Here is a 14,016-nt window from a genome sequence, read left to right on the forward strand (position 1 = left end):
CGTCGATAGACCCTTGCTATTTAATTAATAAGAATTATTCTCATCAAGCCAATCAATGGAGGTGAGACATGACTTATTTAATCGATGCGTGGCTGGATCGCCCACACCCTTACCTTCGAATCCTGCATCGGGAAACCGGGGAAGTCTGTGCGGTGCTTGAAGAAGAGGCCTTGAGCGAACTTCAGGATCAGGGCGACCTGGACTTCAATGGCCTGAGTTGCAGCGAGCCGCTGGTACTGAAGGAGCTGGTTCGTAATCTGTTTCTGTTCTGCTATGCCCGGGCCTTGCGCCCGACCAGTGAACCGCACACAAAAATCGAAGTATGAAATACGTAAAACACTGTAGGAGCGAGCTCGTTCGCGATGGTTGTTCTGACAACGCGGGCATTCAGACAGCCCGCCTTATCGTTGACGTCCATCGCGAGCAGGCTCGCTCCTACAGGTAATCAGCGGGTATTACAGAACGTCGAGCAGCTCGACGTCGAACACCAGAACGCTGTGCGGCGGAATGCTGCCAACGCCTTGAGCGCCGTAAGCCAGTTCGCTTGGCACGTACAGACGCCATTTGCTGCCGGCATTCATCAGTTGCAGGGCTTCGGTCCAGCCAGCAATCACGCCGCCAACCGGGAATTCTGCAGGCTGGCCACGCTCGTAGGAGCTGTCGAACACAGTGCCATCGATCAGGGTGCCGTGGTAGTGGGTACGCACGGTGTCTTCACGGGATGGCTTGGCGCCTTCGCCAGCAGTCAGAACTTCGAACTGCAGGCCGGAAGCCAGGGTGGTGATACCGTCACGCTTGGCGTTTTCGGCCAGGAAGGCCAGGCCTTCGCCAGCGGCCGCTTCGGCTTTGGCTGCCGCTTCGGCTTGCATGATTTCGCGGATAACCTTGAAGCTGGCGGACATCTCTTCCTGACCCACGCGGCTTGGCTTACCAGCGAATGCGTCGGTCAGACCGGCCAGGATCGCGTCCAGGCTAACGCCCGGTGGCGGGTTGTCACGCAGCTGGTCGCCCAGCTGACGGCCAATACCGTAGCTGACGCGGGTTTCGTCGGTGGACAGATTTACTTCGGACATGACACTGCTCCGCTGTGCGGACGGCCCGGAAACTTGCCGTGCGTGCACAGCGCGTCCCGGAGCGCCCGGAATCAAAAGGGCCAGCAGACTAGCACAGATGCCATGGAGTTGATGAGGGACGTCAGCCCTGCTTTATGGAACGGAAGCTGATCGGCACCTTCAGACTTTCCTCGGCGCTGGCACTGAACCCGCACATTTCATCATGAACCGAAGTGTGCACAAGGTTGAACGGCAACTCGGGAAAGGAGTGCAGCACTTCACGGGCATGCTCGACCGAACGCAGGTGAAACATCTGTCCGCGAGCATCGCTCAACGGATACGCCGCGCCATGCATGCGCGCTTCCAGCAAGTAAATTCCACCTTCCATCGAGATCAGGTTCAGCTCATCGACCTTCCCGGCGACGGCATAGGCATTCAACTCTTGCAGGTTCATGAAGCACCTCACACAGGGGCGAGCCAAGACCTCTACAGGGATATGCCTCGGCGCGTCAAAGTACAAGCCACAAACGATGCCGCCCGTCTGTTTTGGCGAAATTCGTTGCGGCTTGCCCGGTGTCAGTGCTTGGTCAGCTTGTCCAGGTAACCCATGGCAAAGGCCGACACCACAAACGTCATGTGAATGATCACGTACCACTTCAAATGCTCGGGGTCGACGTTCTTGGCGTCCATGAAAATCCGCAGCAAGTGGATGGAGGAAATGGCCACGATGGAAGCGGCCACTTTCATCTTCAACGAAGACGAATCCATGGTGCCCAGCCAGTTGAGCTTTTCCTTGTGGTCGTCGATATCCAGTTGGGAAACGAAGTTCTCGTAACCGGAAATCATCACCATCACCAGCAAACCGCCCACCAGCGCCATGTCGATCAACGACAGCAGCACCAGGATCAGGTCCGACTCGGCCATCGAAAAGACGTTGGGAATGACGTGGAAGACTTCCTGGAAAAATTTCAGTGCCAGCGCCAACAGTCCCAGGGACAGACCGAAGTAGATCGGCGCCAGCAGCCAGCGGGATGCATACATTGCATTTTCGACAAAGCGTTCCATTGAATCTCACACGTGGTTTGAAAATGGCCGCGAGTATAACAGTCGCCTGTCTTTACCCAAAAGCAGCCAGAAACCGTTGGGAAATCCGCCACCTGCGCGTGTGTATCAAAGTTTTTCTGCTAGTGTCCAAACTGTTGACAGCCCCGTGATATCGGACAGGAAGAGTGGAAATGGATGTGCGACTACCTTTGACGAGTGCTGGAATTTGCCTGGCCCTGTTGTTGGGCGCCTGCTCACCCGGCGAAGAGAAGCGTCAGGTCAGTCTCGAGGAAAGGACCGCGCAGTTCGAAAAATCCCTGGACGCCATCACCGACCCAAAACTCAAGGATGCCGTGGCTGAGCTGGGCGGCTCGCTATTGCTGCTGGAGCGCGCGCAACTCAAGCTCAACCGCAAACCCGTTGAAACCGAATACGGCGAGGACGCCCTCGCCGTACTCAAGCACTACCCCACGCCCCAGGCCTTGGTCGACACCTACGTCAACGGCCTCTTTGTGCTGCGCAAAGACTCCAGTTCCGACTACCTCACCGACCTGCAACCGATCTTTCCCTTCAACTTCAACGCACCAGCAGCGTTTCTGTTTCCCCATGGGCTGGAATGGCAGTCGGTCACGCTGAGCAACAAACGTGTCGTAACCTTTCAGCCCGAATGGTCGGAAACCGATCCGGGCATTCAGTTGAGCCCGTCGAGCTCCAGCCTGAACAACCCCGATGACCTCACGGTCACCTACCCGTTCATCGAAGGCCTGGACATCGACCACAAGAACCAGCCGCAACCGGTAAGCCTGCAGGGCAAGCTGGAAGTCATTGCGCCGCGCCGGCTCCACAGCTTCAACCTGACGAAAAAGGACGTGGGTCAGACTCGCACCGATGACAACCTCAGCGTCACCCTGCTCAAATTGGCCCATAACTACGCCGAAATAGAATTCAACAACAGCGCGCCGCTTGCGCCGGAAATCGGCGACACCCCGCTCAATCCTCTGATCGTCCAGGCCAGGGACACCACCGGACAGTTCCTCACGCGCTCGGGCTCGATCAACGAAACCCCCACGCAAATTGCCTTCTACCAACAACAGCTGGCAAAAATGCAGCAGCAGAAGACCTGGAGCGAAGCATTCGGTAAACAGCTCGACGAAGAACAGCGCGCCTTTGAGAAGAAGCAGACCCGTCATTACTCGAAGGTGTATTTCAATGGGCCGATCGAAACCCTCGAAGTCAGCCTGCTGGATTTTTCCGGCGCCACCGTGACTCGCAAGGATTTAAACCTGCCGGTCCGTCGCTTCGACCGCAACACTACGGAGAAAACCATCCAGCCATTGAGCCTGCCGGTGGTGGTGTATGACGACCAGGCCACGACCTGGCTCAAAGGCGCGACGCTGACCGAGGAACAGCTCAAGAAAGGTGTCAGCATCAGCCAATCAGTGGATGACCCCAGCGCTGCACGGGTCGAATTCAGTCACCTGAGAAGTTTCAACGATGAACTGCTTGGCTCGTCCTTCAATCCCGGCGACAGCCCCGTCAGTTTCTTCACTGAGGACAGTCGCGGCAAACGCGACGAGCCCATCGAACTGCCGGCCGAGGCCTACCAGGTCGATCCGCTACGCGGCACGATCACCTACGACCTGAACCTGTTTCCGGAAACTCCGGCCTATGTGGTGGGCTCCATGCCGCTGTTCCTGGCGACGGTCGAAAAAAAGACCGTCGACGCCCATCAGTTGCCCAAGGGGCTTGAGCTAAAGGGCAATGCGCTGGTGGTGGATCTGAAAGTGTTTCCCGATCAGGACTGGCGTTTTTTCGCCAAGGATGACACCGGCAACTACCTGAAGGAAATTCTGGCGGTCAATCACGATGCGAGCCCGGAAGGTCCTGGATTATTTGCCGTGCATTACTTCTACGGGCAACCCACGCAGCTGGAAACCTATCAGCGAACTGACCTCGCCACTGTGCAATATGGTTTCGAGGTCAAGCTCGACAAGGCCGACACGTCCCATCTGGTCCAATAGTGATTAGTGCTCGGGCCGGAACTCGAAGCCACCGACGCTACGGCAACGACCACCGTTGATTTCCCGCAACTGGGCTTGCAGATGCAGGCACCAGATCTGCGGGTCATCGGCCAGTTCATAGCCGTGCAGGGTCAGGCTTTCAACGATGGTATCGAGTATCGACTCAGCGACAAATGGGCCATGAAACGGGCCTTGAGCCTTGATGGCTGATGGTTGCTCGCCCGCCATTCCGGCGGCGAAGAGTAAGGTCCACATGCCCGTATCGCCTGCTAACGGCTTGATGGCGCATTCGATACGGGTCACAAGACCCAGGCATTGACGGGTGAGGCAGAGGTTGCGCGACATGGCGGCGACCCTCGTTAGATCCGGTATTCAGCCCCCACGGGAAGGCTGTCTCGATCCAGTGATTACTGTCGATATCCTTGAGCAGATAATAGAAGAAAAGTCTGACTAGCACGTCAAGTGAGACCAGAAGGCGCCGAATGGTCATAGTGTGAATATTGACGCCAGAGTGATGGCACTTTGGGATACGCACAAACAAATGTGGGAACGAGCCTGCTCGCGATAACAGACTGACAATCAACAAACATGCTGAATGTGAATCCGTCATCGCGAGCAGGCTCGCTCCCGCAGTGGACCGGTTTAATCCATGGATTGTTTTGTATCAGGCCGGTTTGGCTTCGACCAGCGCCTCCTGCGCCGCTTCTTTCTCGGCTTCCTTGAGATCATCTTCGCTGATCATTTCCGCAATGACCCGCAAGCGTTCAACCACCCGCGCGTTGACACTGCCTTCAGGGAACTCGCCGTTCTCATCCGGCTCGCCCGCCGGCTCGCCGACCAGCAGGCTCAGCGCCTCGTCCGCCTGGCGCACAGCGTAAACGTGAAACAGCCCCGCGCGCACCGCCGCCAGCACTTTCTCGTCGAGCATCAGCGTCGCGACGTTGGCATGGGGAATGATCGCGCCCTGCTCGCCAGTCAATCCGCGTGCCTCGCAGAGACGGAAGAAACCTTCGATCTTCTCGTTGACCCCGCCCACCGCCTGCACTTCACCGAACTGGTTGATGGAGCCGGTGATCGCAAAACACTGCTTGAGCGGCGTTTTCGACAGGGCCGAGATCAGCGTGCACGCCTCACCCAGCGAGGCACTGTCGCCGTCGACGTAACCGTAGGATTGTTCCAGCGCGATACTCGCGGAAATCGCCAACGGGAATTCCTGGGCGTAGCGACTACCCAGGTAACCGGTGAGGATCATTACGCCTTTGGAGTGAATCGGCTGACCGAGGTTGACCTCACGCTCGATGTCGACAATACCGCTGCCGCCCGGATACACCGTGGCGGAAATCCGTGCCGGTACACCGAAGGCGGAATCGCCGACTTCCAGCACCGTCAAGCCATTGCACTTGCCGACGGCCGCGCCGTCGGTGTCGATCAGGATGATCCCGGCCAGCATGTCGTCGAGAATCCGCGCCGACACACGCCCGGTACGGGTGGCCTTGGCCTTGAGCGCACGCTCGATATGGCCGGCATCGGTCATTTCGTCGCCCGCCAGGTGACGGATGAAATCCGCTTCGCTGACCAACTGGAACAGATCGCCGATGCGCGCCGACAAACGCCCCTGGTGCTCAGCGAGGCGCGCGCTGTAAGTCGCCAGCCGCGCCACCGCATCGGCAGTCAACGGCGCCATGCCTTCTTCCGAAGTGCGGGTTTTGAGCAACTGGGCGAACTGCTCCAGGCTCTCGTCGACCATCGGGATATCTTCATCGAAATCCACCAGGACACGGAACATCTCCTGGAAGTCCGGATCGAGGTCCTGCAGCGTGTAATAGAGCTGGCGGGCACCGATGATTACGACTTTGACCTGCAACGGAATGTTTTGCGGGGTCAGGGTCACGGTGGCCAGGCGCCCCAGTTCGCCAAGCGGCGATTCCATCTTCAGCTTGCGCGATTGCAGAGCGCGCTTCAGCGCGTCCCACACAAACGGCTCGCTGAGCATTTTTTCCGCTTCAAGGATCAGGAAACCGCCGTTGGCCCGGTGCAACGCACCCGGCCGCAGCTGCCGGTAAGTCGTGTACAGCGCGCCCTGGTCAGTGCTGTATTCGATGCGACCAAACAGGTTTTCGTAAGTCGGGTGCGGTTCAAACACCACTGGCGCACCGCCGCTGGAGGCATGACCGACCACCAGGCTCGGCGCGTATTGTTCTTCCAGCAGTTTGCGGGCGACGGCATCCGTCTTGCTGTCGTCCACCAGTTGCTCGACCACGGTTTTGAGCAGGTACACCTGCATGGCTTGCAGGTAACCGCACACGGCCGCGTTCTCTGCGTATTTCTCCGACAATGGAGAGAGCAACGGCTGCAGGGCCAGGGTGATGGTTTCTTCATTGAGGTGACGCAGCTGATTGCTCGACTCGCGCTTCCATTGCGGCAGACTGGCCAGTTCCTCGTTCAAACGCTCTTCCAGCGCTGAAATATCATCGTGGAAGCGATCACGCTCGGCTTCCGGCAACTGGGCAAATTCCGCCTCGTCCAGCGCCTTGCCCTCGGCCATCGGCGTGAAGGCGATGTTGCTGCTGTCGCGATAGAGCGCGACGTCCTTCTCTAGCGCCAGGCGCTCGATGACATCCAGCGCCTTGTCGTAGCGCTGGTTGAATGCGCGGTCGATGGCGCTTTTCTTTTGTTGATAGGACGGGTGCTCGAACACCGCTGGAAAGGTTGCCAGCAGGTTGTCGATCAAACCGTTGATGTCGCCGATGAAGGCACCGGCAGTGCCCGACGGCAATTCCAGTGCACGGGGCTCGCGTGGCTCATCGAAATTATTGACGTAGACCCAGTCCGCCGGGGTCTGCTGGCGTTTGGCTTCGGCCTTCAGATAGCGTTTGACGAACGAAAACCGGCCGGTGCCGGGTTCACCCATGACGAACACGTTGTAACCGGGGCGTGGCATGGCCACACCGAACTGCAAGGCTTCGACCGCACGTTCCTGGCCAAGCACACCGCGGAAGGGCTCCAGATCATTAGTGGTAGAGAAGCTGAACTGTTCAGCGGAAAACGGACGGGTCAGCGCTTCAGGCGCTAGACGCAAGCTGGCAGCAACAGGATCAGGCATCGGGCTTCCTTACATCAGGCGGGGCAGATAGCGGCATTCTGGCGCTGCCCATGCCCGACTGGCAAGGAGCGCCTCAGGCCAAAGCATAGACAAGTCGAAACCGCGACGCAGAGCCACGCGAAATCACCGAATCCGTCGATTGTTTTGCAAAAAATCACGGAACCCCGTGATCCTGCCTAAACTCCAAACTGCGCGGCTGGACTAATAACCGGCCCAACTGGCGCCGGAACGGGCCACCCCCCCTTTTCCATTGGTACGCATCTAAAAGAGAACAAAGCTATGAAACGGATTCTTCTCGGTACTCTCTTCACCGTTGCATCCCTCAACGCCATGGCTCAGGCGCCAGGCGGTCCGGATTGCGGTTGGGGCAACATGCTGTTCGAAGGTCAGCGTGGCACTCCGGCTCACTTCCTGGCATCCACCACCAACGGAACCTCCGGTAACGCAACCTTCGGCATGACTTCCGGTACCAACGGTTGCGCGACCAACGCGGCGCTGACCTATGGCGGCAAATCCTGGTTTGCCATGAATGGCATGATGAACGAGCTGTCCGAAGACATGGCTAAAGGTCAGGGCGAAGCGCTGACCACATACGCTGTGGTACTGGGCGTGGCGCCGGAAGACCGTGCGCATTTCGCCGCTGTCACTCACGAGCACTTCCAGCAGATCTTCAGCAAGGCCGACGTGACCGCTGAAGATGTGCATACCAACACCCTGGCCGTTCTGAAAAACGACCCTCGTCTGGCCAAGTACGCGACTCAAGCTTAAGCTCGAAGGGACCCCGCTTCCTTTGGGAAGCGGGTTTTGTTTTTTGGACCTACCCCTCTTGGGTCTGCCAGCTCCTACGGTCAATTGGCATCCACCACTTTGGGTCTTTGTTTTTTTTCGAATTAAGTTGCCACTTATGCTCAAACGCCTTGCCTGGCTGGCGCTCTGTGTGTGCGCCCCGCTGTCCGCCGCGCCTAATGTCGATCCACAACGTTTGCAGCAACTGGCCAACGATCCTTTCTGGATTTCCCTGGGTCATTACGAAACCGCCAAGCTCGGCGGCTGGCGCAGCTACGTCAGTGACAAAAAATTCTTCCTCGCCACCGATGGCAACGAACATCCGGATCACGAACTGGCGGCCACCGTACAAGCGCTGTATGCCCCGGCCAGTGCTGGCGAACAGCATGCCCAATGCGTTTACCCGGCCCGCACCCGCTGGCTGAAAGCACAGCTCAACCTGACGGACCTGCCGACCCTGGACTGCGCTGAATTCAAACAGTGGTTCAAGGACGTTTCGCCCCACAGCACGGTGATGATTTTTCCAGCTGCGTACCTGAACAGTCCTTCGTCGATGTTCGGCCACACCCTGCTGCGTATCGATCAGGCTGACGTTCAGACCGACAAGACTTCGCTGCTCAGCTACGCGATCAACTTCGGTGCTTACATCGAAGGCTCGGACAACAGCATCCTCTATGCGTGGAAAGGCTTGATGGGCGGGTATCCGGGCCTGTTTGCGCTGGTGCCGTACCAGGAAAAACTCTCGGAATACCGCAGCCTGGAAAACCGCGACCTGTGGGAATACCGCCTGAACCTGAACCAGGCAGAAACCGCGCGCATGGTCGAGCACGTCTGGGAACTGAAACAGATCAAGTTCGACTATTTTTTCTTCGACGAAAACTGTTCCTATCGCCTGCTGGAGCTGCTGCAAGTGGCTCGCCCGAGCCTGCGCCTGACCGAGCAATTCCCCCTGACGGCCATTCCGACCGACACCGTCAAGGCGGTGAAAGAGGCCGGGCTGGTGGAGTCCATTCAATATCGGCCATCCCGTGAACGGGAACTGCTGAGTCGCGCCGAGCCGCTGACAGCCGAAGAACAACAATGGGTGCTGAAGATCAGCGCCGACCAGAAACAGTTACAGGATCCGGCGTTCAAGGCACAGCCCCGCGACCGACAGGCGCTGGTCATCGATGCCGCCTACCGACTCGAGCGTTACCGGGCCAATGGCCAGGAGCGCGACCCCACACGGGCCCAGCGCAGCTTCGAACTGCTGCGGGCGATCAACCAGAACCCGGCACCGGAACTGGACATCCCGCAACCCGGCCTGCCGGAAGACGGTCACGAATCGCGCACCTGGCAAGCCGGCCTCGGCACCCGGGGCGACAAGGCGTTTGGTGAATACGGCTTGCGCATGGCCTATCACGACCTCAATGACAACGCCGAAAGCTTCCCTCTCGGCGCGCAGATCGAAATCCTCCAGCTCAAATTGCGCCAGTACGAAGGCAATGACTGGCAGTTGCAGCAACTGGATCTGGCGACCATCCGCTCCCTGACCCCGCGCAACGAGTTGCTGCAGCCCCTGTCGTGGCAGGTCACCGGTGGACTGGAGCGGGTGCCGGGCAAACATGGCGACCAAACCCTGGTGAGCCACGTTAATGGCGGCGGCGGTGGTACCTGGCACTTGGGCGACGATACGCTGGGTTTTGCCCTGGGTACCGTGCGCCTGGAGCACAACAATGACTTCGCCGGCTTTATTGCCCCCGCAGCAGGTTTCAACACCGGCGTACTGTGGAAAAACCCGCTCGGTCACTTCAGCCTGGAGGCCAAGGGTGATTACTTCACCAACGGCGAAGTGCGCCGTGGCCTGAGCCTGAACCAGCAATGGGAATTGTCGCGAAACCTGGGATTACGCCTGAGTGCCCAGCGCGAATTCAGCCAATTGGCCACGCCCGAGAACGAAGTGATGCTGGAGGTGAAGTGGTATCACTACTAGGTCAAACACAAGGCGTCACCCTGTCGGAATGAACGTGCCGCCCGGTGATGTCATTCGCCACAGGTCGCTGACAGACATCCCTCGAAACTAAAAGCCTGCAACCATGGCCCAAATCCTATACCGGGAGAAAAACCATGAGTCGCGCCTTCGTCAATGAAGATAATGCCGCTGCACAAGCCGATCAGCCGGTCGAACGACAGGTCAGCGCGCAGCCCAACTACGTCACCCCCTCCGGCCTGACCCAGTTGCAGGAAAAAGTCGCCGAACTGCAAACCCTGCTGGGAGAGCTGAACGCCCAGGGTGACCTGGCCGACAAGCAGCGCGAAGCTGATCTTCAGCGCGACTTGAGGTATTTCAGCCAGCGCCTGCAAAGCGCTCAAGTGGTGCCACCCGCCAGCTCAAAGAAGACAGTGCAGATCGGCAGCCGGGTGACGTTTGCGGACGAGCACAACTACGAGCAAACGGTGCAAATAGTGGGCGAGGATCAGGCCGATGCGACGGTCGGCCTGATCAACTGGGCGTCGCCGCTGGGCCGGGCGTTGCTCGGGGCGCAACTCGGCGACGAGGTGCTGTGGCAACGCCCGGCTGGCGATCAACTGATTGAAATCATCCGCATCGAACCGGCTTAAACCACGCCCTGGGCGAGCATAGCATCGGCGACTTTGACGAAGCCGGCGATGTTCGCGCCTTTGACATAGTTGACCTGGCCGTTCTCTTCCCCGTAATGCACGCAGGCATGGTGGATCGATTGCATGATCGCGTGCAGCTTGCTGTCCACTTCACCACCGGTCCACAGCAGGCGCATGGCGTTCTGCGACATCTCCAGCCCGCTCACCGCGACACCACCGGCGTTCGACGCCTTGCCCGGCGCGAACAAAATGCCCGCTTCGATAAACAGATCCACCGCCTCCAGGGTGGTCGGCATGTTCGCCCCTTCCGCCACACAGGTGCAGCCATTGCGCAGCAGCGCACGGGCCGCCTCGGCATCCAGTTCATTTTGCGTGGCGCACGGCAAGGCGATGTCGCAACTCAGCCCCCAAGGGCGCTGCCCGGCGAGAAATTCCAGGCCAAAACGGCCTGCCAATTCGCTGATGCGCCCACGCTGGACGTTTTTCAGTTCCAGCACCGCTTGCCATTGCGCTTCGGTCAAACCGCTTTCGCAGTACAGCGTGCCTTCGGAATCGGACAGTGAAATCACCTTGCCGCCCAGGTCCATGACCTTGCGCGCGGCGTACTGCGCCACGTTGCCCGACCCGGAAATCGCCACGCGCTTGCCTTCGACGGTTTCACCGCGACGCTTGAGCATTTCCTCGGCGAAGTACACACAACCGAAACCCGTGGCTTCCGGGCGAATCAGGCTGCCGCCGTAACTCGGGCCTTTGCCGGTCAGCACGCTGGTGAACTGGTTGCTCAGGCGTTTGTACTGGCCGAACAGGAAACCGATTTCTCGAGCGCCGACGCCGATGTCCCCGGCCGGCACATCGACGTCAGCACCGATGTGGCGATACAGCTCGCTCATGAAGGCCTGGCAGAAGCGCATGACCTCCGCATCGCTTTTACCTTTCGGGTCGAAGTCCGAGCCACCCTTGCCACCGCCCATGGGCAATGACGTCAGCGAGTTCTTGAAGGTCTGTTCGAAGGCCAGGAACTTCAATACCCCGAGATTCACCGACGGATGGAAACGCAGGCCGCCTTTGTAGGGGCCAATGGCGCTGTTCATCTGGATACGGAAACCGCGATTGACCTGGACCTTGCCCTGATCATCGACCCAGGAAACCCGAAAGACGATCGCCCGTTCCGGTTCGCAAATCCGCTCCAGGATGCCCGAGGTCAAATAACGTGGATTGGCTTCAAGGAACGGCCACAGACTACGCAAAACCTCCTCCACGGCCTGGTGGAATTCAGGCTGATCCGGGTCGCGTTTTTTCAGGCGGGCAAGGAAGGATTCGACGGATTCGATCATGGAAAAGTCTCGGCAAATTTTTTGTCGTTGGAAGAGATTGGGCCGGACTGTAACAAACGATTCGAGCACAAGAACAGTGCAAAATGTCGCGTTTATGAAATCAAATGGTGCACAGGATATAAATCAGGAGAAATTTTCGGCCTTTTTTGCACCTGAATGGTGAGATCAAATTCAAGTTTTGCACCAACAGTTATACCGCCATCGCTGGCAAGCCAGCGATGAATCCAACTCGGTCCCGCTGAAAAAAACCGGGCAAAAAAAAACGGAGCCCGAAGGCTCCGCTTTTTCATGCCACCGACCCGAATCAGGCCAGCTTCTTGTGCCGTACCCGATGCGGCTGGGCAGCGGCTTCGCCGAGACGTTTTTTGCGATCGGCTTCGTACTCGGTGTAGTTGCCTTCGAAGAACACCGCTTGCGAGTCGTCTTCGTACGCTAGGATGTGAGTGGCGACGCGGTCCAGGAACCACCGATCGTGAGAGATCACAATGGCAGCGCCCGGGAAGTCCAACAGGGCTTCTTCCAGGGAGCGCAGGGTTTCAACGTCGAGGTCGTTGGACGGTTCGTCGAGCAGCAGGACGTTGCCGCCCTCTTTCAGGGTCAGGGCCAGGTGCAAGCGACCGCGCTCACCACCGGACAGGTCCTTGACGAACTTCTGCTGATCGCCGCCCTTGAAGTTGAAGCGACCGACGTAGGTGCGCGACGGGATCTCGTAGTTGCCGATGCGGATCTGGTCGGAACCATCGGAGATTTGCTGGAACACGGTCTTGCTGCCGTCCAGGTCTTCGCGGCTCTGGTCGACGCACGCCAGTTGCACGGTCTCACCGACTTCGATGGTGCCCGAATCCGGCGTTTCCTTGCCCATCAGCATGCGGAACAGCGTCGATTTACCGGCACCGTTACCACCGATCACACCAACGATGGCGCCTTTAGGCATGGAGAACGACAGGTTGTCGATCAACACGCGATCGCCGTAGCCCTTGGTGACGTTCTTGAACTCGATGACCTTGTCGCCCAGGCGCGGACCGGCCGGGATGTAGATCTCGTTGGTTTCGCTGCGCTTCTGGAATTCCTGCGATTGCATTTCTTCGAAGCGTTGCAGACGAGCCTTGGACTTCGACTGGCGGGCCTTGGCGCCTTTGCGCACCCACTCCAGTTCTTCCTTCATGGCCTTTTCGTGAGCCGACTGCTGCTTGGACTCCTGGGCCAGACGATCGGACTTGGCTTCCAGCCAGCCCGAATAGTTGCCCTCGTAAGGAATGCCCGCGCCACGGTCGAGTTCGAGGATCCAGCCAGCCACGTTATCCAGGAAGTAACGGTCGTGCGTGATCGCGACCACGGTGCCCGGGAAGTCGTGCAGGAAATGCTCCAGCCAGGCGACGGAATCGGCGTCCAGGTGGTTGGTTGGTTCGTCGAGCAGCAACATGTCCGGGGCGGACAGCAGCAGGCGGCACAGCGCCACACGGCGCTTTTCACCACCGGACAGGTGTTCGACTTTGGCATCCCAGGCCGGCAGACGCAGCGCATCGGCGGCGACTTCCAGTTGGCGCTCCAGGTTGTGACCGTCGCTGGCCTGCAGGATCGCTTCGAGCTTGGCCTGTTCGGCAGCCAGTTTGTCGAAGTCGGCATCCGGATCGGCGTAGGCGGCGTAGACCTCATCCAGACGCGCTTGCGCGTCCTTGATCACGCTGACGGCTTCCTCGACCACTTCGCGCACCGTCTTGGTCGGATCAAGCTGCGGTTCCTGCGGCAGGTAGCCGATGTTCAGGTCCGGCATCGGACGGGCTTCACCGTCGAACTCGGTGTCGACGCCCGCCATGATTTTCAGCAGCGTGGACTTACCCGAACCGTTGAGGCCGAGCACGCCGATCTTGGCGCCAGGAAAGAAGGACAGGGAGATGTTTTTCAGGATTTCCCGCTTCGGTGGCACAACTTTGCCCAGCCGATGCATGGTGAATACGTATTGAGCCATGGAGAACCTAGGGTCAGTGACAGATGAATGATTAAAGCGCAGACGATGCCTGGCCAGACCGTGCGCGTCGTCCGCTTGATGGAGACCAAGGCGTGCGCGCTGAAAA

General features: G+C 58.8%; 13 protein-coding genes. 5 read left to right on the top strand and 8 right to left on the bottom strand.

The genetic code is table 11. From position 1 onward, the window contains the following. The first annotated feature begins 68 nt into the window (after window positions 1-68). Window positions 69-326 (top strand): hypothetical protein, encoded by a 258-nt coding sequence (locus tag ACGJAX_RS02160; RefSeq protein WP_090325293.1) that lies wholly within the window; start codon window positions 69-71, stop codon window positions 324-326. 129 nt (window positions 327-455) lie between these two features. Here the strand turns inward: ACGJAX_RS02160 and ACGJAX_RS02165 are convergent, their stop codons facing one another. From ACGJAX_RS02165 to ACGJAX_RS02175, 3 genes are all read right to left on the bottom strand, one after another. After that, window positions 456-1,073 carry an FKBP-type peptidyl-prolyl cis-trans isomerase gene (locus tag ACGJAX_RS02165; protein WP_090325294.1) on the bottom strand — a complete coding sequence of 206 codons (618 nt, stop codon included), beginning with the start codon at window positions 1,071-1,073 and terminating at the stop codon, window positions 456-458. 121 nt (window positions 1,074-1,194) lie between these two features. After that, window positions 1,195-1,506: a DUF6482 family protein gene (locus tag ACGJAX_RS02170; RefSeq protein ID WP_090325295.1), complete on the bottom strand. Its 312-nt coding sequence runs from the start codon at window positions 1,504-1,506 to the stop codon at window positions 1,195-1,197. Window positions 1,507-1,628: 122 nt separating this feature from the next. Beyond that, on the bottom strand, window positions 1,629-2,117 hold the full coding sequence (locus tag ACGJAX_RS02175; RefSeq protein WP_090325297.1) for a TIGR00645 family protein: 489 nt from the start codon (window positions 2,115-2,117) through the stop codon (window positions 1,629-1,631). A gap of 170 nt (window positions 2,118-2,287) precedes the next feature. On the opposite strand from ACGJAX_RS02175, the gene ACGJAX_RS02180 reads away from it, so the two are divergent. Continuing rightward, window positions 2,288-4,117 (top strand): hypothetical protein, encoded by a 1,830-nt coding sequence (locus ACGJAX_RS02180; RefSeq protein ID WP_390957309.1) that lies wholly within the window; start codon window positions 2,288-2,290, stop codon window positions 4,115-4,117. A gap of 3 nt (window positions 4,118-4,120) precedes the next feature. Here ACGJAX_RS02180 and ACGJAX_RS02185 read toward each other — a convergent pair whose 3' ends face one another. Together ACGJAX_RS02185 and ACGJAX_RS02190 are read right to left on the bottom strand one after the other, a co-directional pair. Next, complete coding sequence (locus ACGJAX_RS02185) at window positions 4,121-4,462, bottom strand: hypothetical protein (RefSeq protein ID WP_047533476.1); 342 nt, start codon at window positions 4,460-4,462, stop codon at window positions 4,121-4,123. A gap of 319 nt (window positions 4,463-4,781) precedes the next feature. Next, window positions 4,782-7,220 (bottom strand): Lon protease family protein, encoded by a 2,439-nt coding sequence (locus tag ACGJAX_RS02190; protein WP_247254675.1) that lies wholly within the window; start codon window positions 7,218-7,220, stop codon window positions 4,782-4,784. A 279-nt stretch (window positions 7,221-7,499) separates the two neighbouring features. On the opposite strand from ACGJAX_RS02190, the gene ACGJAX_RS02195 reads away from it, so the two are divergent. The 3 genes from ACGJAX_RS02195 to ACGJAX_RS02205 all read left to right on the top strand — a co-directional run bounded on the left by ACGJAX_RS02195 (window position 7,500) and on the right by ACGJAX_RS02205 (window position 10,607). After that, entirely contained in the window at window positions 7,500-7,988 is a 489-nt protein-coding gene (locus ACGJAX_RS02195; RefSeq protein ID WP_090325302.1) for a DUF3015 domain-containing protein, read from the top strand. 136 nt (window positions 7,989-8,124) lie between these two features. After that, complete coding sequence (locus ACGJAX_RS02200) at window positions 8,125-9,978, top strand: DUF4105 domain-containing protein (protein WP_390957310.1); 1,854 nt, start codon at window positions 8,125-8,127, stop codon at window positions 9,976-9,978. A gap of 134 nt (window positions 9,979-10,112) precedes the next feature. After that, window positions 10,113-10,607, top strand: coding sequence for a GreA/GreB family elongation factor (locus tag ACGJAX_RS02205; protein ID WP_090325309.1), 495 nt, complete (start codon window positions 10,113-10,115; stop codon window positions 10,605-10,607). On the opposite strand, the gene gdhA is transcribed toward ACGJAX_RS02205, so the two are convergent. The 3 genes from gdhA to ettA all read right to left on the bottom strand — a co-directional run bounded on the left by gdhA (window position 10,604) and on the right by ettA (window position 13,910). Continuing rightward, complete coding sequence (gene gdhA, locus ACGJAX_RS02210) at window positions 10,604-11,941, bottom strand: NADP-specific glutamate dehydrogenase (protein ID WP_090325311.1); 1,338 nt, start codon at window positions 11,939-11,941, stop codon at window positions 10,604-10,606. The genes ACGJAX_RS02205 and gdhA overlap by 4 nt on opposite strands. Before the next feature lie 92 nt (window positions 11,942-12,033). After that, window positions 12,034-12,231 carry a hypothetical protein gene (locus ACGJAX_RS02215; protein WP_390957311.1) on the bottom strand — a complete coding sequence of 66 codons (198 nt, stop codon included), beginning with the start codon at window positions 12,229-12,231 and terminating at the stop codon, window positions 12,034-12,036. Between the two features lie 14 nt (window positions 12,232-12,245). Continuing rightward, window positions 12,246-13,910, bottom strand: a complete 1,665-nt coding sequence (gene ettA, locus ACGJAX_RS02220; RefSeq protein WP_047533499.1) for an energy-dependent translational throttle protein EttA — start codon at window positions 13,908-13,910, stop codon at window positions 12,246-12,248. Window positions 13,911-14,016: the final 106 nt, after the last annotated feature.

The organism is Pseudomonas moorei (genome assembly GCF_042846945.1).
Classification (GTDB): Bacteria; Pseudomonadota; Gammaproteobacteria; order Pseudomonadales; family Pseudomonadaceae; genus Aquipseudomonas; species Aquipseudomonas moorei.